Genomic DNA, 19,660 nt, shown 5'->3' on the forward strand with positions numbered 1-19,660 from the left:
TTGTTTATCCATGTGCTTTTGAAGCAGGAGGTACGAAATGATCAAATTAACGCACCGTCAGGCACGGCAATTTATATTGTTAAAACAAGGACTGCTGGGCGGATATAAATTTGCAGAAAAGCAGGGTGTATTAGATTTTGTTCGGCAGGCTGGCTGTATTCAATTTGACCCGATAGATGTTTGCGGAAAAAATGCTGAACTTGTGCTGCAGTCGCGAATTAACGGATTTTCCAAGAAAATGCTTGATGAGTTGCTGTACATAGATAGAAAGTTGGTTGATTATCCTGATAAGAACCTGGCGATTATCCCTGTCGAGGACTGGCCGTATTTTGAAAGATACAGGGAGGTTGCCCGAAAACATGCTGATAATTATCCTGAAATGCCGGCGTTAACAAAGGAAGTTCGGACGCTTATTCAAAAACACGGTGCCCTGAGTTCAAAAGATATAGAATTGGATGGGGATTTCTCGTGGCAATCAGCCATTCACTGGAGCGGTGGCAATAACTCATCTCGTTCGGTATTGGAGCAGATGTACTCGACAGGCGATTTGATTATCCATCATAAAGAAGGCACGCGTAAATACTACGATATCGCCGAGAAATATATACCGCCCCATTTGCTAAATGTGCCGGATCCGCTGCCAGATCAGCTTGACCATCACAAGTGGCGCGTACTCCGCCGAATCGGTGCGGTTGGCCTTTTATGGAATCGCGCGTCCCATGCCTGGTTGAACATATGGGGGTTGAAAGCGGAGCAGCGCAAAGAGGTTTTTCGCCAGCTATTGGACGAAGCTCGGATTATAGCTGTCTCCGTGGAAGGAATGAAGGATATACTGTACTGTTGTGCGGAGGACTTGCCATTAATTGAAACGGTCCTGCAAAACCCGACTTGGAAATTTCGCTGCGAGTTAATCGCCCCATTGGATAATTTAATTTGGGACAGAAAGCTAATCAACGAACTATTTGGCTTTGATTACACCTGGGAGATTTATACGCCAGCATCCAAACGGAAATACGGCCATTATGTGTTGCCTCTACTATACGGAGAGACCTTCATTGGGCGAGTCGAGGTAATTGCAGAGAGAAAGGCCAAGAGACTTGTCGTTAAGAACATCTGGTATGAGAAAGGTGTGAAGCAAACAAAACAATTGCAAACAGCATTGGACAATTGTTTCGAGAAGTTTGCGATTTTTAATAGCTGTGAAACGATAGTTGTTGATTGAGATTCTTATGGAAGGACGGGTGAAGAATAACAAATTTATAGAATACGATAACTTTACTATTTTCACTTGACATTTATTTCCTAAAACTATACATTGAATATAACTTAAATATATGCACTAGGGGTGTTATTTAACTGAGATGAGTTTTACCTCAAACCCTTTGAACCTGAACTAGTTAAAACTAGCGTAGGAAAGTGTAAACTTTATTACATACTTAAGGAACGATTGTGCCTTATTTTCATATGTAGTTATTTGTTTTACGCAACTTTCCGGGGGAAGGTTGCGTATTTTTTTATCTAGCATTTTATTATTTGGTTTCAACAAAATTTAAAATATAGGAGTTTTTATGATGACTAGAACAGTATTAGTAACAGGTAGTAGTAGAGGTTTAGGAGCAACTATTGCAAAGACATTGGCAGAACAAGGATTTCAAGTGGTTATCAATTACTATAAAAGCAAAGATGCTGCTGAGAAGCTCGTATCTGAGATTGGGGAAGAGAATGCTATTGCAATTCAGGCTGATGTAAGAAACCGTAAAGAAGTAGATAAATTGATAAAAAAAGCAACGGAATATTTTGGCCAAATAGATGTGGTAGTCAACAATGCATTAGTAGACTTCAAATTTGATCCAAACAAACAGAAAACCTTCACAGAACTCACGTGGGATGACTATCAAAAGCAATTAGATGGTACTTTAAAAGCAGCATTTAATGTCGTTCAAAGCATAGCACCTCAATATATTGAACGACAAAATGGAAGTATTATAAGTATAGGTACTAATCTATATCAAAATCCTGTTGTACCCTACCACGAATATACAACAGCTAAAGCTGGATTAATAGGTTTTACACGTAATATCGCTTCAGAATTAGGACAATATGGTATAAAAGCGAATGTAGTTTCAGGTGGATTATTAAAAACGACTGACGCCAGTGCTGTTACAACACCAGAAGTTTTCGATTTAATTGCTCAATCAACGCCAATGAAGAAGGTGACAACGCCTCAAGATGTAGCCAATATGGTCGCTTTTTTATCTTCGGAAAACGCGAACGGTATTACAGGACAAAATTTCACCGTAGATGGCGGTTTGACAATGAACTAAACGCTTAAATTAGCATAGTTCATCCTGCAAAAAAACAGACAATGAATAATGACGGATTTTGAGGTGTAAACAAATGACAAAAACTAAAGGAAAACAACTCCACTTAGGTGTTTTGCTGTATGGTTGTGGACACCATCAAGCTGCCTGGTTAATGCCTGATTCAAGTGTTGAACGTATTGGAGACATTTCTTATTACCAGTCTTTAGCACAGTTAGCAGAAAGGGGCTACTTTGACGCAGTATTCTTTGCTGATAACCAATCATTTGCGGGTAAAGATTCCAGTAATATGCCAGCATTCTGGTTTGATCCAGTAGTTAATTTAACTGCTATTTCTCAAGTGACAAATCATGTAGGATTGGTTTCAACCATTTCAAGTACTTTTTCTAATCCTTTCACAGCTTCCAGACAACTATTGAGTTTAGACCATATTACAAAAGGACGTGTCGGTTGGAACCTTGTTACGTCAATGACTGATTTTGAAGCGTTAAATCATGGTATGGAAGGACTGCCTTCTCATGACAAACGCTATGAGAAGGCAGATGAATTCGCTGCATTAATGAATAAGTTATTTCTTTCATGGGACAGTAATGATTTTTTACATGATCGAGAAGAAGGAAAATTGATCAATCCTTCAAACATTCAGCCTATTAACCACAATGGTACCTATTTTAAAGTGTATGGCCCATCCACTACGCCAAAAAGTCCGCAAGGCAAACCAGTATCAATGCAAGCAGGTGCATCTAAACAAGGCATTGCATTAGCCGCGAAATATGCCGATGCAGTCTATTCAGTGTCGTGGAACTTAAAGCAAGCCAAAAGATTCCGTGAAAAATTAGATGAACAAGTTAAACAAAGCGAAGACAGCAATAGACATATTAAAGTATTTCCAGGCTTAGTGACCTATGTAGGGCATACTCAAGAAGAAGCTTTAGCCAAAAAAGCAGCATTAGATGAGCAATTACCTCTTGAAACAGCTTTAAAACAGTTGAGTTTCTTTATTCAACAAGACTGTTCTAATTGGGAAATCGATAAAGAAGTACCTCAGTTACCCCCAGTAGAAGAATTTAATGGTCCAGTTGGTCGGTACGAAACGATATTAGAAATAATTAATGATACACAACCAACAGTAAGAGAATTATTAGGATATCTTAATGCAGGCGGTGGACATCATACGCTGATAGGTACACCCGAAGAAGTTGTGGATCAGATGGAAGTCTGGATTGAAGCTGGTGTGGCTGACGGATTTAATCTTATGCCCCCTACATTACCCGGTAGTTTAGAAGACTTTGTTGAACTAATTGTTCCTGAATTACAAAAAAGAGGTATTTTCAGAAGGGAATATGAAGGTCATACTTTTCGTGAACATTTAGGATTAACGTAGTTCAGGTGCTAATGTTGAATAAGAAAGCAAAAAAAGTAGATTCGTTTACTTTGCAACAAGAGTTTTCACTTATGACTTTAAATAATTCCTGTGCTAAAAACTAGTAGCCATTTATGAATGTCCACCTGTTGGAAAAGCAACTTATTTATGGTTCAGTTGTATTGTTACACATGACCGTGGTAGTAATTTATTTCTATTCGTTTAATTTGTACTTTTTTCTTTTGACTAAATAGATGATTCTTTAATAGGTATATTGGTTTTCGGTGGATTATTGGCAATTTACGATGCACTGCGGAAAATAAATAATAATATTCTCATTCAATCCGAAGAGCTAAAAAAACTTCAGGAAGAACTCAAAAAAGAAAAACGATAAGGCAGCTTTCCTTGGTTTAGTGAATGCATCCTTATTCATTTATGAAGCAGATCATTTGAGGAGAAGGTTATGTACATAATTACAGAAAGACTAATAATACGGGAATTTCAACCAGAGGACTGGAAAGCTGTTTTAGAATATACTTCTGACAATAATGTAATGAGGTATATACCTGAAGGAGTCTTTTCTGAACAGCAGGCAAAGGATTTTGTGAGTAAAAATGTTGGTGAAAGTGCTGAAAAATATCCTGTTTTACTAAAAAAAGAAAATGTTCTAATAGGACATATCGATTTTCATCAGTGGCCTGGTGAAGGAACTTATGAGATTGGTTGGGTATTCCATCCAGCGCATCATCATAAAGGTTTTGCAACAGAGGCTGCACGGGCTATTTTAATGTACGGTTTTGAGAAATTGGATATTCATAGAATAATAGCCACTTGTCAGCCGCAGAATACAGCTTCCTATCACGTAATGGAGAAGATTGGTATGAGGAGAGAAGGCCATTTTAAAAAGTGTATACCTGCTCATTTTAAGAAAGGGAATAGTGAATGGTGGGACGAATATTTTTATACAATATTGGAAGAGGAATGGAGACAGAAGAAGACGAATTGCACGTTTAATGGCAATAAGGAATGATCATTTTGACCGGGAGAACGGTTTTCCTTTCACCTTACAGATGAATTGAAAAAAGGTTAAACCTTGAGACTAATCTAATGGAGATTGAGGTTAACTAATTTTTGTAAACATAATCGGATGAGATGAGAAAAAGCGAATGAAGGCTTTTTCTCTTTTTTTTATTAAATTAGGGCTAATTTATCATATAACAGCTATATTCTTTTCCTGACTGTCTGCAGTTCCTGCAAAATGGCAGTATTTTTGCTCATTCAATAGGTATTAATTACCTCTTATTATTCATAGAGAATTATTGTGTGAATTAGTACCTATATTATACTACCTAAAAAGTAACATAGTGTAAAAACGATGAATTTTTACAAAAAATTTATATAAAAACAGCTGCTACTTAATAATAGATTTTTAGAATGGTATGTGAGATTTACTAATATGAACAGTTTAGGAGGTTAGAAAATGAATATTGAACTAACCAAGACCAGGAGGCACAGGAGAAGAAAGGGAAAAGCATTATACATACTTCTTATTTTTGTAATGGTGTTCTCGTCTTTTAGCCAGATATCTGCTGCTCCTCTTCCGGAAACGGAGTATGGTACAGTCTTGGATACACGACAGGTGGAACTGGTTCCAGAGGTAGATTATTCGTGGCGTAATATGGACACAGAGCATGGGCTGCAGAAAATGCACGTTGTTGAGTTCAATCCTGCAAACGAACATTTGCACTTGCAGGGAGGGACAAGCAAGGGCAAGGTGCGTGGTTTTCAACAATTGACCGGAATGGCAGCAGATGTAGATGCGCAAGGCAATCGTGTTATTTCCGGTATTAATGGTGACTTCTATGAAGTAGCAACAGGGATACCAAATGGAATGTTTATCAATAATGGTGAGATTTGGAACACGGCAAATTCCAATAATCGTTATGCATTTGGTATTACGGATGATGGAAGAAGTGTGTATGGACGTCCGAATCAGCACCTGACGAAAGAATTGGTGATAAACGGCCAATCATACCCGATTAACCATATTAATCGTTCGCGTGGTGATAATCAGCTTGTCCTGTATACGGATAAGTATTACACTTCCACACAGACGGACAGTGACGGAGACGAAGTAATTGTAAGGATCCTATCAGGCAGTGTGAAAAGTGGCGAAACGTTGGTAATGGAAGTTGTCGAGGTGAAGAAAGGTCAAGGAAATACAAAACTTGTTGAAGGACAAGCTGTATTATCCGCAAGTGGTACGGCAAGAGATGTTTTAGCAGGATTACAAGCTGGAGACCAGCTCGAAGCGAGTTTTCAATTGGAAGCACCTTGGGACGAAGTAGTTACAGCAATTGGTGGTTCAGCCATGCTTGTTGAGAATGGCGTAGCGAATACAGATGCTAGCAATGGTGTCCACCCGCGTAGTGCGATCGGTACGAAGCCGGATGGTTCCATTGTGATGTTTGAAGTGGATGGACGTCAGCCTGGATTTAGTGAAGGGTTGGGGCTGGATGATCTTGCACTCGTTATGAAGGACTTAGGGGTAGAAAATGCCATTAATTTGGATGGTGGCGGATCGTCTACTTTTATTGGCAGAATGCCTGGTGATACAACTGCTCAAATGTTAAACAGCGGTTCAGATGGCGGGGAAAGAAGCAATGCGAACGGTCTGCTTCTTGTTAGTACGGCACCTGAGACAAATGTGGCAGAGAATTTAGTCATTTCCCCATCGTTTGAGCGTATTTTAGCTGGATCAAGTCTCCCATTAGAAGCATCAGCAGTTGACAGTAATGGGCATGCCGTTCCATTTGATGGGACGTTAAACTGGAGTGTTGATCAAGGACTTGGGTCGATAGCAGACGGACATTTTACCGCTTCAGACTTGGCAGGGACAGGAGAAATACGAGTTTCATCAGCAAATGTAAATGATGGTCTGGCAACTGTTGAAGTTGTCAACCAAATAACAGAATTGCAGTTAGAAACAGCTGAACTGGCGGTTATGCCTGGTGAGACAATCCCACTTGATATTACTGCTTTACGCAATGGCCAAGTCATTCAGTCAGATGCAGACCAATTTGACTGGAAGGTGGAAGGGGATATTGGTTCGATTAATGCGGAAGGAGTTTTTACAGCGACTGAGCAAGATGCAGTAGAGGGGAAAATCATTGTCAGCTATGGTGCCATTTCAACTGAGATGGTTATCAATGTAGGGATGCCACCAGTTGTCGTAGAAAATTTTGACGGTTTCTCAGAGGAATTTGCTTTTAGTGATCGTTATTACAGTCAGTCTGGAGCGGCATATACATCCGTGAACGCAGAATTGGAAACAAATCCGGATTATGTTCGTTCAGGTGATCATTCATTGCGTCTTGACTATGATTTTCGAGGGAAAACAGGAACATCTGGTGCCTATTTAACAGTAAGAGGTGCAAGCAATCGGCTGGAGGTTCCTGGTTACCCGCAAAAAATAGGAATGTGGGTATATGGTGATGGCCAAGGGCACTGGCTGCGTGCACAATTGCGTGACGGTGATGGCAATGCCGTTCCAGTGAATTTTACTGGCAGTAATCCAGGAGTGGACTGGGTTGGCTGGCGATACGTGGAAGCAAATATTCCACAAGGTCGTCCATTGCCGCTATCGATAGATATGCCAGTACGTTACATGGAAACAAGTAATGAGAATAAAACAGCTGGAACTCTTTTTGTTGATGATATTCGCGTATTGTACGGGGAAGTGGAAGAAGACCGGGAGCCGCCGATTATACGAGATATTTATCCAGCAGATAACGAGACGATCGACACAAACATGCCAACAATTAAGGCATTTGCAGAGGACGCGCATTACGATCCAGCTCTGCACCCTGCGAATACACTTATCAATCCTGACAAGATCCGGATGTATGTCGATGGTGAACAAGTTGAGCCTGCATTGTATCCACTTAACGGACAAATAAGCTATACACCAGAAGAGAGCCTGAGTGATGGTATTCATTATGTTAAGCTTGCGGTACGCGATATGTCTGAGAATGAAACGATTCGAGAATGGCAGTTTAATGTCGACACTGGCTCATCGAAATTCCGATATACAACACCAACAGAGGTATATGCTGGACACACTTATACGGTTGATTTGACAGCAGAACAGATTGAAAAATTAAGTGGAGGCCATCTCGCATTCCAATTTGATCCGAATCAAACGGCAAATTGGTCTGTCACACCGCATTCCCTTTTATCAGATGGTCAGGTAAGCAGTGAAATTGGCCAAGATGGGCTCGTCAAGGTAATGTTTGAAAATCTCGAAAATCAAAGTTTAACAGATGAAGATGTATTGGCACAAATTCAATATACAGTTAAAGGAACTGCAGCGGGAACAAATCAGATTCAATTCGTGTCTGGAGATATGTTACAAGTTGGAGGGTCCGAACCGCAAAGCTATGCTGGTGTTCATCTCGAATCACAAATTGGCCATGAACTTAGCCTGGAATGGAACGATCAGTATGCGCAAGGACAGACGACAACTTTTACAGTGAAGGATGAACAAGGACAGCCTGTTGCTGGTGCATCGTTGTATGCAAATGGTGAGCGTGTTGGTGACGAAAGTTTGGTAACTGACGAGAATGGCTTGCTGCAAACAGCGTTATTGACCCAAGAAGTAACAACACATAGCATTCAGGCAGTGGAAGGTATTCGTCACAGTCAAGTACAAGACTTTGAGGTTTCCGAACTGGCAGGGGAGATGGAACCGTACAATATTAGTGTGGCGATGGGTGTGAATCCAACAACAGAGAGAAGATTTAACTGGAATACTCACCCGAGTATTGATACTACGGTTGTAGAAGTGGTGAAAACTGAAGAATTTACTAGTTTTGAAGCTGAAAATGTAGAAACTTATCAAGGATCCAATTATTCGTACAACACAACATTACATGGAACGATCCGTGTTCATAAAGCAAGTGCTGACGGTCTGGAACCAGGAACATCTTATACGTACCGTGTAGGTGATGGTGAAGGGTATTACAGTCAAACTGGAACATTTAAGACAGCACCAGCATCTGATGATCAGACCAAATTTTTATTGTTTGGTGATTCCCAAGCCGGCTCATTGGAAACTTTCCAAATATGGGGGAATACGCTGGATACAGCAATGAACAGCAATCCAGACAGTGACTTCATCCTTCATATGGGTGATATGGTCGACCATGGCCATAATGAACAGCAGTGGAACTGGTGGTTTGAAACAGCACAGGAGCATTTACTTAACACGACTGTCCAAACGGTTGTTGGTAACCATGAAGTGACAGGAACTCGTATGAATGAAGATTACTTGGCACACTACAACAATCCAAGTACAGGTTCTCCAAGTGGAGCGCTGGACGGAACGGTTTATTCGTTTGATTATAACAACATTCATTTTGTTTTCTTAAACAGTGAATATGATTATGAAGCACAGAGTGAATGGCTGCGCAATGACCTGGCCGAGAGTGATAAGAAATGGACAGTAGCCGTATTCCACCGCAGTCCATATGGCAGTACCTATGTTACAGAAGCTGTCCAAAAACACTGGGTACCTGTCTTTGATGAGTTTGGTGTCGATCTTGTTCTGAATGGGCATGATCATATCTACTTACGGTCCCATCCGATGAAAGGTGGCCAGCAGGTTGCCGAAGGAGAGGGTACTACTTACATGACTCCTGGTGCGACGGGGAATAAATTCTATGGCCTTACTGAATATCCTTGGCAAAAGGTTGTCGATGACGAGAATACACAAATGTACTCCACTGTGGAAGTAACTGGAGAGAACCTTCATGTTATCACAAAAACAGTTGGTGGCAGAACCGTTGATGAATTTAGTTTAACACCGCTTGATAAGCCTCATACAGTGCCAGATTCTATTAAACTTAGCAAAACAGAAGTAGATTTGGCAGTAGGGGAAAGTGAACAGCTAGAGGCAACAGTTTTACCGGAAAATGCTGCGGACAAGGGTGTAGAGTGGAGTGTTGTTGACCAATCTCCTGTGGTGAGTGTGACTGAAAATGGAATGGTGACGGCTCATGCGGCTGGAGAAGCGCGTGTCAGAGCAACAAGCACAGCGAATCCTGAAGTCTATGCGGAAGCGATTATTCGTGTTACAGAAAAACCAGTCGAGCTGACAGCACATTTGTCAGGTGAAAATATTGTCCGAGCAGGGGATGAATTCACTCTATTATACGGACTGGAAGGTATGAAAGGCCAACTGCCAGCCCAAGAGGTTACGATTCGCTTTAATGAGGAACAAATCAGCTTTGAAGGTTTTGCAGAAACAGCGGAGAAAGAAGGTTTCAGCATCCTGTCACATGAACTTAGTCCGGGAGAATTGAAATTTACAGCAGTCGATCACTCCCAGGATGCAGAATCCTTGAATGAAAACTTACAAAAATTGATCTTCCGTGCGAATAAGAAGACTGATTCAGCGATCAGTAACATTATTTTAAACGATGTGGTAATGGAAGATCAGAATGGGGAGGAAGTCCTTATCCCTGGGATGACATTTGAGGTTACTATTCAAGGAGCTGTTGATGCATCAAAATTAAATAAATTAATTGAGAAAGCACAACAATTATATGATGGAAAGGGCAACCATCCTGTAGAGTATGAAGAAGAAGCGAGAAAGGTGTTCCATAACGCAATAGAAGCAGCACAGCTTGTCGCTGATGACATCACAGCAACGAAAGCCGAATTGGATCAGGCAGAAAAAGAACTCAAGCAAGCTATTAAAGCGTACCGAGATGCAAAAATTCCACCGAACTCAGGGAAAGGTAAGGGGAAGGGCGACTCTAAACCAGGCAAGCAGAAATAAAACTCCTGAGCCAGATAAACATAATTGGCAAGAAATAATGAGCTGAGTCTTACTGTAACTGGGAAATAGATCTTTTCGAACATCGTTTATCAAATACTATTTTCCTGCAGTATATGATGAAAGAAAGGCACACCTTCTTATAAATAAGAGGTGTGCTTTTCTCCGCTCATATTCACTTTTTTATAGAATGAATATGTGTCATTAAAGCTAAACCTGGAGTATGATCATTGTAATCAAGTAGAAAATGCACCTGTTATGATAAATGCTTCAAGAAGAAACAGGGACACACAATTCACAATATTCATTTCTGATCATCTCCACAGTATATCTTTCTAAAATCGGTTTCTGTTCAATCTGGTAACCATTTTTCTTTGCAAATGGAATAATGTCTCCCCATGCTTGCTGAACAGCTGCAGCAGTATGCTCTATCTTGCAAACCAGATAGGTTCCTCCATCAAGCACACCTTCAGAAAGAGATTGGTCAATGGTTTGTTCCTCTGAAATGACAACACAGGCATCATACCGGCATTTTTCGGGGGGAGTTGTTTCTGGATTGTCCTGGGCTATGCCGAATATGGTAGTTGTTCCAAGTAAGTTATTCTCCTTAGCCCAATTTTTTAATTTCTCCATTGTTTGTTTATTGCTCGGACCATATGGCCCGACTTGTCGTACATAGGCGATTCGTGATGTTGGAATTGTTTCGATTTTCATTTCCATTATCCTGTTCCTCTCTTGTTTTATTACAGACGCTAAGTATCCTTGATCAGTCAGGGAACAAAAAACTCCCACAGATCAACGTCTCACTTTATCAGTACTTTTCGAATGTATCATGATATAAAATGATTTTCACGGAATTTTTTAAAATAGATGGAGGGATTTTATGATAATCAGATCAGCTTCATTAAAAAACGTCCCCAGTATTGTTAAGGTCCATGTTAGTAGTTTGAAAAGTTCGCATAGAGATATTCTGCCAGTAGAATTCTTGGATCGTTTAGATGATGATTATTCTACCGGTCGATTTATAAATGCACTAACGAGGAATGATGAAAAGATCTTTGTTGCCCAAGACAGGAAAGCCTGGCTCGTTGGATTTATATGGGGTGGTTTAGCGCGCGGGCAGGGTTTTAAATATAAAGGCGAAAATTATGCGAAGTTTCAGAGCTTTTAGCCGCGGAAGTTACTACAATGATGGTCGCTGTTATTGCTGATAATATTCCATCATGCCGATTCTATCACAGCGCTAACCGTCTGTAATTCCCCTAATCAAGGATTCGCGAAACACGAAGAAAATAAGTAGGGGAAAACAGACGCTAAGCATCCTGATAAGTTTCGCTAATGATCAGTGGGTGGGTCCCGCTGATCAAAGTCTCACTTTATGAAGCAATGGGTGGCGTTAAAGCGGGTGAGGGAAGCTTTGAAGTTACTGGTGTGAAGGTAAAAGATGTTATTTATGGATGGGAGGATATCAGCAGGTTAGGAAGATAGAATCTAAGGATGAAAAAAGGTGTGATTTCATCATTTATTGCCTCCAGATACAGAAAGAATATCAGCTGATATGGTATGATAATATTGGCAATTTTAACTAAAGGAGAATTCAAATGAAAACAGAAAGAGAAAAGATGCTTGCGGGGGAGATGTATATGCCGGCAGATCCTGATTTATTAAAAGGCCGGGAAGAAGCGAGAAGACTAGTCCGGTTATATAATCAAACATTAGAAACAGAAGAGGAAAAACGGACCGAAATTTTAAAAGAATTACTTGGCTCAACTGGTGAAACAATCCGTATGGAGCCCAATATCCGTTTTGATTACGGCTGTAATACATATGTTGGGGAAAACTTTTTTGCCAATTTTGATTGCACGATCCTGGATGTTTGCGAAGTAAGGATTGGCGATAATTGCATGCTTGCTCCAAGTGTGAGAATCTACACAGCCACACATCCGCTTGATCCTGTTGAGCGAAATTCTGGCAAAGAATTTGGAAAGCCAATTACGATTGGTAACAATGTTTGGATTGGCGGAAGTGCGGTTATCAATCCAGGTGTGACAATCGGCAACAATGTGGTAGTTGGATCTGGTTCTGTTGTAACAAAAGATGTGCCAGATAATATGGTAGTTGCAGGGAATCCTGCTAGAGTGATCAAGCAGATTGAAGGATAATTTCATTTAGGAGAATGAGATGAACAAAATAATCATTATCGGTTCAGGCGTTGCAGGGAAGTCACCGCTGACTAGGCAATTAGGAGAAAAATTAGAAATGGAAGTTTTTAAACTGGATACATTAATATGTGTTATCAAATTTTAGGGGCATTTTTTAGAACCAAAACACAATGATAGCTAGTATGATAATGATCATGGATAAGACGAATCGAACAAATACTGGGCGGATATTCTCTTCGCCTTCTGCATCTATCAGTTGTTTTCGGAAATCCCGCCAAGATGTCCATGTGGAGAGACATAGCAAAAGGGAGAGTACTAGTTTCAGGGTTTCATTCATTGAGGGCACATCCTCTTCGTTAATTACCGATCCTGGCAGTAACTGCTATCATATTCAAATCTCTAATTAAAATACGCCAATCCTTCTCTGGATCAATTGTAATAATGCCTTCACTCTCGAGTGCTTCCGCATTACTTAAAACATAACCAAGTTCAAAATGGTCTGTCGTAAAGACTATTTCCTCGTCATTAATTTCTTCAAGCGGCCCATTCATTTGATACAGTTTTTCAACTGTCCAATAGGAGTCACTTTGTCTGACGTCAGCAACCCAAATATCTGATTCATTCATGGCACCTGTAAAGGCGATTAGAACCATAGTGTCCCTGATGTGACGGGAGCTATATACTTTAATTTCTCGTTCTTCTTTCGTTTCATCTATGAATTTCAAAGCTTCTTCGGGGGTTGTTGCACCTTCTGTTACTGGTGTTGTTTCCTGATTGGTACAGCCGATGAGAATGAACAGCAAAAATAAGGGTGATAACCACTTCAAATAAAAACCTCCCAATCACGTATTTATAGAATATTATACCAATATTGCAAAATAATCAAAGGTATTTTTTTCTTACAGGTCGAGGGCCAGCCTATAGTCACGGAAGAGTTCTTTTGATGATTACTTTTCCAGGAAAAAAGTAATCGATAAGAGTCACATTCCCGCGTCATTCTGTCTTTTATTGATAGGTTTTGTCCTTTTTGCAAAAATAGGTAAATTATGTTGTATAGTATTCTATAAAATTACTATTTTTGCGGAGGTGCGCTATTATTGGCATTATTCTTTTTTTATCTTCTATTATCTATCTTGCTATTCATGTAATAAAAAAACGGATAGACAAAGAGAGAAAAGTTCCCATTAAGGTTTTTCTTTCATTGTTAGCAAGCGGATTTGTTCTGGTCATTCTCGGTGTAAGTTTTAGTGGGGAAAATCATACAGCCCAACTAGAAGATCAAGCATCAAAGATAGAGGAACTTACCAAAGAAAATGAAGACTTAAAGCAAGAGAACCTGACACTGACTGAGGAAGTTGAAAATCTTCAATCAGAAAAAACAAAAGTAGAACAAGAATTGGAAAGCAAAAATAACGAATTCCAAACACTAAAAGAAAAAGCATCCAACCATGCATCTGAAGTAGATGATTTACATAACCAAATTGCAGAATTAATGACAACGATAACGCAAAAAGAGCAAGAAATCAGCACACTGAATGCCAAGGCTGAAGAACAAGTAGCAACAGCAAGTGCGGATAGTTCCTCAGGTGAGAAGAATGTTTATTATAAAAATTGTACAGCGGCTCGTAATGCAGGAGCGGCACCAGTAAAAACAGGAGATCCTGGGTATGCCAGACATTTAGATAGAGATGGAGATGGGGTTGGGTGTGAATAAGAAGAATTGTGGGAGGAAGGGAGTAATTGTGGTGCCTCACACTCAGCAGACAAGGGAGGTTAGGATTCTATGCGCTTGTCGCTGGGCAGGAAGCAAGCCATCAAGCATGATTGGAACACAAGTGGTGTGACATAGCTGGTCAAGAATTGAGCGTAACACTTCATCAAAAATTATGCCCATTCTATGTTAAAATGAATTTATTGGTATTTTTATCAAACAACTGGATTTAAGGGGAGTTTTTTATGAATGTTGACACCGAAAACATTGATCGTGCGCTGTTTACAGCAGGTTTTGTCGGTGTGATTGTATTCTTTTTACCTGAAACCAACTCTATCGTCTCTATTCTTGTTGCTGGAATTGCAGCATTTGTCGGCTTTTTGCTGGGGAGCAGGCTTTTCACACAAAAGGAAAAAAAGTAAAGAAACATTTTAGTGAAAAACATTTCAATACAATTGAATTTTCGATATTTTGCTTGTTCTGGACGTTTGTAGAGCACACCTCTTCTCGGGCTGTCATATGATACATTGACTAAGTAATACCCTCTTATTTTAACGCCCTAAAGTCAGCAAGGAGGGGTTCACATTTGAAAGACAATGACTACAAGCCGAAGCAATTATTAACCAAGCGAGAAAGAGAAGTATTCGAATTACTAGTACAAGATAAAACAACGAAAGAAATCGCCCAAGAACTATTTATCTCGCAGAAAACGGTGAGGAATCACATCTCAAACGCAATGCAGAAGTTGGGTGTTAAGGGGCGCTCACAAGCTGTAGTGGAATTATTGCGCATGGGCGAGCTAGAGCTCTAGATGAAAACCAGTTATTCTACAAGAATAACTGGTTTTTCTGTTGATGAGAAGAGTCGAATATTTCTAAAGGAACATATAAATAATGTAGGTAAATTATACTAGTAATGTAAATCGACAAGTGATAAACTTAACTTAACATTGATAAGGGAATGAGAGATCTTTATGCGTTTTTTATTCAAATTGTTCAGAATGAAAGTAAAACAGGATAACAACAAGAGAGTCCTGACTAGTACAACTTCGAATAGAGATAAAGAAAAAGTTGCAGTTCGAAAAGGTGAAATTGGTGAATATAAAATCAATATTCAGTTAGACCAGCTTCCAAGTGAATACAGACATTTAGAGGATGTAATGGTCATAAATTCAAAAGCAAAAACAGGTTACTCCCAGATTGACCATGTAGTTATATCACCATATGGAATTTTTGTAATAGAAACAAAAAACTATCAAGGTACTATATACGGTGGAAAAGACAGAAAAATATGGTCAGTGAATGGTAAATTCAAAATGATGAATCCATTTAAGCAAAATTATGGTCATATACAAGCATTAAAGGAACTAATTGATAAAAAATATTATCCGTATTTCATATCAATGGTGTCCTTTACAAAGCGTTGCACCTTTAAAATAGAGGATATTGAGTTAAGAAAAATTACTTCAAATGAATTAATAGTTTATGACATAGAATTATCGGATTATATTAACAGAAAGGTTTCAATTAATAAACATCAATATAAAGAACCATTTCTAACAGAAGATGATATACATCAAATTTATGATCAAATAAAGCATGCTAATATAACAGATCCATCTATTAGAAAACAGCATATAGATACATTGAAGGAAGAAAAAACAACTTCAAGTAGAACATCCTCAAAAGCAAAGTGTAAAGTGTGTGATAAAGCTGTATCAGCAAAAGTGAGGTCGTACTGCCTATCAAATAATAAATTTAAAGGTGAAGTATATTGCTATGAGCACCAAAAAAGTATCTGATAAGTGATTGGCGTTTGGATAAGTCGAAACGTCCTTATATTAAATGTAAAGTTGAAAGTGTCATAACTTCTAAGTATTGAATCAATTTTTCATAGGTTGTTAGATCAGTGGTCACTTTAGACGCTATCTTGCACCTATTTTAATTAGTATTTTGCATGAAGAGGTACGACCAACAATCTACGCTAAGTGATTTTCAACCTAAAAAAGTCGAATTCCTATACGCGAAGGAACCGACTTTTAGTTTTGCTTGTTAAGCTAAAGCACCCGTTAGTTTAGTAAATAGTTATTGACTTGGTGCTCGGGGAGTTCTGTAAATCAAATTAACCTCTTCATAGTTTTCGAGTACAACTGTCATTGGTTTTTCATTCTCTATATGATGTTGTATTTCATCTGAATTTATTTCTGGTTCGTTAATCGTTGTAAGAATGTCAAGTTGTGCTTCACCCTTCAGGTCGGTTCCTTTAATTTGAAAAGGTATGATTGCATCATTTGGAATTGAAATAGGAGATTCCGAAAAGTGATGAATTACTACTGTTGCATATTTTTCTTCAGGTTTTTCCCCATTATCTTCTTCATAAACTTCTATATGAACCGAAAAGTGTTCAGAATCTAACTGCTCATATTTTGCTATTGGTAACTTATAACCTTCAGGTGTGCGGTCTATATCATTACATGAAACTAAAATGAAACCCAAAACAAATATTAGTGTAAGTGACATAATCAAATATTTCATTTTATACAAAATTTCCCCTCCTTTTTCGTCAAAACTACCATAAAAAATTCATACCCTTCCTTCACTATCCTGCCCTTTACTTCAATCAAAGGTGTGCGATTCTTCTTGAAGATATGAACCCGTTAGTGAAATATAGGAATTATAAAAGTTTTGACAAATAATATTCATCAAGGTATTCGCCATCAATAAATAGTGAATCTCTTTTTGTACCTTCGATTTCAAACCCCATCTTTTTATATAGGGACAAACCAGCTTCGTTACCAGTAACTACCGTTAATTCTAATCGACGTAGGTTATGTTTAGATGCCCATTGTTCTAATTTTTGAATAGAAGAGTACCAATACCTTTTTCTCTGTAGCTTTTAATATTCCAAAAACAATATAACCAGAGTGTCTATTTCTCCTTGCATTCCCGCCAATAACCAGCAAGTATCCAACTAATCCATTTCCGTCTTCAGCAACAAGTATAGTAGAATTTTCGCTATTCTTCATACTCTCAATCATCTTTAGTTGATTCTCTGGTTCAATATTTCTTTCCCCTTCTTCCCATAGCATATATTGTGAACTTCCTTCAACTTCTTTTATAAGGAATGTAAATTTTCTGCATTAGTTCAAAATCTCTAATTTAATAATAACATAATATTCCATTTATTTTTGTCAAAAGGAAAAGACAATCAATGATTGCCTTGTTCAATTCTACCCCACGTTAATTGAGACTAGGGAAAAATATTATCTGTTTAATCTTTCTTTTACTGCCCAATAATGATAATCATGGACTAGAAGCTGTTTCGTATTTTCTATATCTATCCATTCTATGTAACGTTCATCTCCTGCTGGTTCTTGTACTTTATCAGATTAATTTGCTAAGTAGAAATAGCCATCACTAAGTAATGATTCACCTTTGGTTGATTGGAAGTATCTCATTGCATGGCCAATGTAAACCTTTCAAAATCACAGCGTTAGAGACTATGATAAACAATCACAACAAAAAAGGCCAACAATCATCATACATGATTATTGGCCCGCTTACCTGCTACAATTGAAATTTCCTAACTAAAAGCTGCAATTCTTCCGCTAATCTAGCTAATTCCTCTGAACTTGAGGAAACTTCTTGCATGGTGCTTGCTGATTGTTGCGCCGATGCGGTTGTTTGTTCCACACCTGCTGCTGATTCTTCGGAAACGGACGCAATCTCATCAACACTTGTGCTCATTTCCTGGGTATTAGAAGCGATTTCCGCTAAAGTTTCGGAGATGTTTCTAATATTTGTTCCCATCTCATTTACAGAACTTGTAATCTGATCAAATGTTTGACCTGTTGCCTGAATTTGATTGGTTCCTTTTTCAACCTCTGTATAGCCATTTTGTAATGTACCGACAACATTGGTTGTTTCTGATTGAATATTGCCGACAATTTCCGTAATTTCACCAACCGAATCCGATACTTGTTCGGCCAGTTTTCTCACTTCATCTGCTACAACGGCAAAGCCTTTCCCATGTTCCCCAGCACGTGCTGCTTCAATTGCTGCATTTAATGCCAGTAAATTGGTTTGTTCAGCTATTTCTTCGATCACACCAACTAGCTTTGTTACCTCTTTTGATTGATTATCTAATCCTTTCACACTTGCGACAGACGCTTGAATTAATTGATCGATTAATCCCATTTGTCTTACAGAAGAGTTCATCATATCACTGCCTTGTGCTGTCAGATTGATAACATCAGTTGATGATTTTGCCACTTTTTCGCTTTGGTCAAAAGAGTGATCTACTTTTTCTGCAAATGTGCCCATATTGTCAGCTAAATCACTTGCATGATTAGCTTGGGATTCAGCGCCTGAAGACAATTCCTGCATAGTTGAGGAGATTTGTTCCGCACCCTGCATCACTTCATTGGCTGATTGTGTCAGTTCTTCGCTTGACCCTAACACTTTATCAGTCGCATCTGTAACAGAGGTAATCAATGCTTTTAATTGGCCCTGCATTGCATTGGTTGCATTCACTAAGTCACCAATCTCGTCTTTTCGTTTACTCGTAATGGCCTCACTGTGCAAATTCCCTTTGGCTATCTCTTGTAATCGGGTTGCCAGCTGTCTCATCGGGTTGCCGATTGCACGGCCCATAAACAAGCCAACACCTATTGCGATTATCGTTGCTACTGCACTGAAGATGATAATAGCTGTTAATAATTGCTTGTAAATAGCATGGCTTTCCTTGTACTCATTTTCAGCAAATTCACTATTAAGCACTTTAATTTCTTCTAATTCTGCTCTTACCTCACTAAAAACTTCGCCACTTCTTTCTAAACCTTCAAGTGTAACGTCATATTGCTCAGCAGATAATGTTACAACATTTTTCTTTTCTATTTCTGAAAATGCATCCCAGTCTTTCATAAAATCATCCAGCACTCTGTCTTCTCTCATAAAATCATAGGAAGCATATTGTCCAAGCAGTTGATTTAATTGCTCAATATTTGCTAAGGCATTCTCACCTCTGCTTGGATCCTGGTTAGCAACTCCTGACACCATTTGGACTCTTGTGTCTTCCAATAATTGCACCATATCGATTATATAGGAAGTAGACTTCATCCTTTCATTGTACATATTTCCTGTATTGTCATTGATCGTTTTTAATCCGATAGATGCAAAAACTCCCAATAAGATAACAATAACTGCTAAGACCATGTATGACATCACTAATTTTCCTGTAATTTTCATGATGCGCCTCCATCAATAT

20 protein-coding genes and 1 riboswitch are annotated in these 19,660 nt (G+C 38.9%); of the genes, 13 read left to right on the forward strand and 7 right to left on the reverse strand.

The window, feature by feature from the left end; genetic code table 11:
- Positions 1-37 precede the first annotated feature (37 nt).
- From ACFOY7_RS11985 to ACFOY7_RS12005, 5 genes are all read left to right on the forward strand, one after another.
- A complete protein-coding gene (locus ACFOY7_RS11985; protein WP_390252325.1) occupies positions 38-1,222 on the forward strand; it encodes a winged helix-turn-helix domain-containing protein in 1,185 nt (394 codons plus the stop codon).
- A gap of 109 nt (positions 1,223-1,331) precedes the next feature.
- Positions 1,332-1,432, forward strand: a riboswitch (TPP riboswitch).
- 139 nt (positions 1,433-1,571) lie between these two features.
- Positions 1,572-2,324: a 3-oxoacyl-ACP reductase gene (locus tag ACFOY7_RS11990; RefSeq protein WP_390252326.1), complete on the forward strand. Its 753-nt coding sequence runs from the start codon at positions 1,572-1,574 to the stop codon at positions 2,322-2,324.
- 73 nt (positions 2,325-2,397) lie between these two features.
- On the forward strand, positions 2,398-3,705 hold the full coding sequence (locus ACFOY7_RS11995; protein WP_390252327.1) for an LLM class flavin-dependent oxidoreductase: 1,308 nt from the start codon (positions 2,398-2,400) through the stop codon (positions 3,703-3,705).
- A gap of 442 nt (positions 3,706-4,147) precedes the next feature.
- Positions 4,148-4,714: a GNAT family N-acetyltransferase gene (locus tag ACFOY7_RS12000; RefSeq protein ID WP_390252328.1), complete on the forward strand. Its 567-nt coding sequence runs from the start codon at positions 4,148-4,150 to the stop codon at positions 4,712-4,714.
- Between the two features lie 450 nt (positions 4,715-5,164).
- Positions 5,165-10,525, forward strand: a complete 5,361-nt coding sequence (locus ACFOY7_RS12005; RefSeq protein WP_390252329.1) for a phosphodiester glycosidase family protein — start codon at positions 5,165-5,167, stop codon at positions 10,523-10,525.
- Between the two features lie 267 nt (positions 10,526-10,792).
- Here the strand turns inward: ACFOY7_RS12005 and ACFOY7_RS12010 are convergent, their stop codons facing one another.
- Positions 10,793-11,242, reverse strand: a complete 450-nt coding sequence (locus ACFOY7_RS12010) for an AraC family transcriptional regulator (protein ID WP_390252330.1) — start codon at positions 11,240-11,242, stop codon at positions 10,793-10,795.
- Positions 11,243-11,405: 163 nt separating this feature from the next.
- Here ACFOY7_RS12010 and ACFOY7_RS12015 point away from each other — a divergent pair, with 163 nt between their 5' ends.
- The 4 genes from ACFOY7_RS12015 to ACFOY7_RS12030 all read left to right on the forward strand — a co-directional run bounded on the left by ACFOY7_RS12015 (position 11,406) and on the right by ACFOY7_RS12030 (position 12,829).
- Entirely contained in the window at positions 11,406-11,693 is a 288-nt protein-coding gene (locus tag ACFOY7_RS12015; RefSeq protein WP_390252331.1) for a hypothetical protein, read from the forward strand.
- Positions 11,694-11,860: 167 nt separating this feature from the next.
- Positions 11,861-12,010, forward strand: coding sequence for a hypothetical protein (locus ACFOY7_RS12020; protein WP_390252332.1), 150 nt, complete (start codon positions 11,861-11,863; stop codon positions 12,008-12,010).
- Positions 12,011-12,123: 113 nt separating this feature from the next.
- On the forward strand, positions 12,124-12,684 hold the full coding sequence (locus tag ACFOY7_RS12025) for a sugar O-acetyltransferase (RefSeq protein ID WP_390252333.1): 561 nt from the start codon (positions 12,124-12,126) through the stop codon (positions 12,682-12,684).
- A 19-nt stretch (positions 12,685-12,703) separates the two neighbouring features.
- Positions 12,704-12,829, forward strand: a complete 126-nt coding sequence (locus ACFOY7_RS12030) for a P-loop NTPase family protein (RefSeq protein WP_390252334.1) — start codon at positions 12,704-12,706, stop codon at positions 12,827-12,829.
- Positions 12,830-12,838: 9 nt separating this feature from the next.
- Here ACFOY7_RS12030 and ACFOY7_RS12035 read toward each other — a convergent pair whose 3' ends face one another.
- Both ACFOY7_RS12035 and ACFOY7_RS12040 read right to left on the reverse strand, forming a co-directional pair.
- Positions 12,839-13,021 (reverse strand): hypothetical protein, encoded by a 183-nt coding sequence (locus tag ACFOY7_RS12035; RefSeq protein ID WP_390252335.1) that lies wholly within the window; start codon positions 13,019-13,021, stop codon positions 12,839-12,841.
- A gap of 19 nt (positions 13,022-13,040) precedes the next feature.
- Positions 13,041-13,511 carry a hypothetical protein gene (locus ACFOY7_RS12040; RefSeq protein WP_390252336.1) on the reverse strand — a complete coding sequence of 157 codons (471 nt, stop codon included), beginning with the start codon at positions 13,509-13,511 and terminating at the stop codon, positions 13,041-13,043.
- Between the two features lie 374 nt (positions 13,512-13,885).
- On the opposite strand from ACFOY7_RS12040, the gene ACFOY7_RS12045 reads away from it, so the two are divergent.
- The 4 genes from ACFOY7_RS12045 (at position 13,886) to ACFOY7_RS12060 (ending at position 16,196) form a co-directional block, all read left to right on the forward strand.
- The gene (locus tag ACFOY7_RS12045; protein ID WP_390252337.1) at positions 13,886-14,398 is read left to right on the forward strand and encodes an excalibur calcium-binding domain-containing protein; all 513 of its coding nucleotides are present in this window, start codon (positions 13,886-13,888) and stop codon (positions 14,396-14,398) included.
- Positions 14,399-14,640: 242 nt separating this feature from the next.
- Positions 14,641-14,817, forward strand: coding sequence for a hypothetical protein (locus ACFOY7_RS12050; protein WP_390252338.1), 177 nt, complete (start codon positions 14,641-14,643; stop codon positions 14,815-14,817).
- A 164-nt stretch (positions 14,818-14,981) separates the two neighbouring features.
- Positions 14,982-15,206 carry a helix-turn-helix domain-containing protein gene (locus ACFOY7_RS12055; RefSeq protein ID WP_054859055.1) on the forward strand — a complete coding sequence of 75 codons (225 nt, stop codon included), beginning with the start codon at positions 14,982-14,984 and terminating at the stop codon, positions 15,204-15,206.
- Between the two features lie 189 nt (positions 15,207-15,395).
- The gene (locus ACFOY7_RS12060; RefSeq protein WP_390252339.1) at positions 15,396-16,196 is read left to right on the forward strand and encodes a nuclease-related domain-containing protein; all 801 of its coding nucleotides are present in this window, start codon (positions 15,396-15,398) and stop codon (positions 16,194-16,196) included.
- A gap of 283 nt (positions 16,197-16,479) precedes the next feature.
- On the opposite strand, the gene ACFOY7_RS12065 is transcribed toward ACFOY7_RS12060, so the two are convergent.
- The 4 genes from ACFOY7_RS12065 to ACFOY7_RS12080 all read right to left on the reverse strand — a co-directional run bounded on the left by ACFOY7_RS12065 (position 16,480) and on the right by ACFOY7_RS12080 (position 19,641).
- Positions 16,480-16,938 carry a hypothetical protein gene (locus tag ACFOY7_RS12065; RefSeq protein ID WP_390252340.1) on the reverse strand — a complete coding sequence of 153 codons (459 nt, stop codon included), beginning with the start codon at positions 16,936-16,938 and terminating at the stop codon, positions 16,480-16,482.
- A 130-nt stretch (positions 16,939-17,068) separates the two neighbouring features.
- Positions 17,069-17,257, reverse strand: a complete 189-nt coding sequence (locus ACFOY7_RS12070; protein WP_390254077.1) for a GNAT family N-acetyltransferase — start codon at positions 17,255-17,257, stop codon at positions 17,069-17,071.
- The gene (locus tag ACFOY7_RS12075) at positions 17,229-17,483 is read right to left on the reverse strand and encodes a hypothetical protein (protein ID WP_390252341.1); all 255 of its coding nucleotides are present in this window, start codon (positions 17,481-17,483) and stop codon (positions 17,229-17,231) included. The genes ACFOY7_RS12070 and ACFOY7_RS12075 overlap by 29 nt, the downstream gene beginning before the upstream one ends.
- A 478-nt stretch (positions 17,484-17,961) precedes the next feature.
- Complete coding sequence (locus ACFOY7_RS12080; RefSeq protein WP_390252342.1) at positions 17,962-19,641, reverse strand: methyl-accepting chemotaxis protein; 1,680 nt, start codon at positions 19,639-19,641, stop codon at positions 17,962-17,964.
- Positions 19,642-19,660: the final 19 nt, after the last annotated feature.

Source organism: Gracilibacillus xinjiangensis, assembly GCF_042651765.1.
Taxonomy (GTDB): Bacteria; Bacillota; Bacilli; order Bacillales; family Amphibacillaceae; genus Gracilibacillus; species Gracilibacillus xinjiangensis.

Bases quoted from the DNA above. Each gene is read 5' to 3' on its own strand.
- ACFOY7_RS12075 (WP_390252341.1), bottom strand. From the start codon at position 17,483: ATGCTATGGGAAGAAGGGGAAAGAAATATTGAACCAGAGAATCAACTA.
- ACFOY7_RS12035 (WP_390252335.1), bottom strand. From the start codon at position 13,021: ATGAATGAAACCCTGAAACTAGTACTCTCCCTTTTGCTATGTCTCTCC.
- ACFOY7_RS12005 (WP_390252329.1), top strand. From the start codon at position 5,165: ATGAATATTGAACTAACCAAGACCAGGAGGCACAGGAGAAGAAAGGGA.
- ACFOY7_RS11995 (WP_390252327.1), top strand. From the start codon at position 2,398: ATGACAAAAACTAAAGGAAAACAACTCCACTTAGGTGTTTTGCTGTAT.
- ACFOY7_RS11990 (WP_390252326.1), top strand. From the start codon at position 1,572: ATGACTAGAACAGTATTAGTAACAGGTAGTAGTAGAGGTTTAGGAGCA.
- ACFOY7_RS12080 (WP_390252342.1), bottom strand. From the start codon at position 19,641: ATGAAAATTACAGGAAAATTAGTGATGTCATACATGGTCTTAGCAGTT.
- ACFOY7_RS12030 (WP_390252334.1), top strand. From the start codon at position 12,704: ATGAACAAAATAATCATTATCGGTTCAGGCGTTGCAGGGAAGTCACCG.
- ACFOY7_RS11985 (WP_390252325.1), top strand. From the start codon at position 38: ATGATCAAATTAACGCACCGTCAGGCACGGCAATTTATATTGTTAAAA.
- ACFOY7_RS12020 (WP_390252332.1), top strand. From the start codon at position 11,861: ATGATCAGTGGGTGGGTCCCGCTGATCAAAGTCTCACTTTATGAAGCA.
- ACFOY7_RS12050 (WP_390252338.1), top strand. From the start codon at position 14,641: ATGAATGTTGACACCGAAAACATTGATCGTGCGCTGTTTACAGCAGGT.
- ACFOY7_RS12010 (WP_390252330.1), bottom strand. From the start codon at position 11,242: ATGGAAATGAAAATCGAAACAATTCCAACATCACGAATCGCCTATGTA.
- ACFOY7_RS12000 (WP_390252328.1), top strand. From the start codon at position 4,148: ATGTACATAATTACAGAAAGACTAATAATACGGGAATTTCAACCAGAG.
- ACFOY7_RS12015 (WP_390252331.1), top strand. From the start codon at position 11,406: ATGATAATCAGATCAGCTTCATTAAAAAACGTCCCCAGTATTGTTAAG.
- ACFOY7_RS12025 (WP_390252333.1), top strand. From the start codon at position 12,124: ATGAAAACAGAAAGAGAAAAGATGCTTGCGGGGGAGATGTATATGCCG.
- ACFOY7_RS12060 (WP_390252339.1), top strand. From the start codon at position 15,396: ATGAAAGTAAAACAGGATAACAACAAGAGAGTCCTGACTAGTACAACT.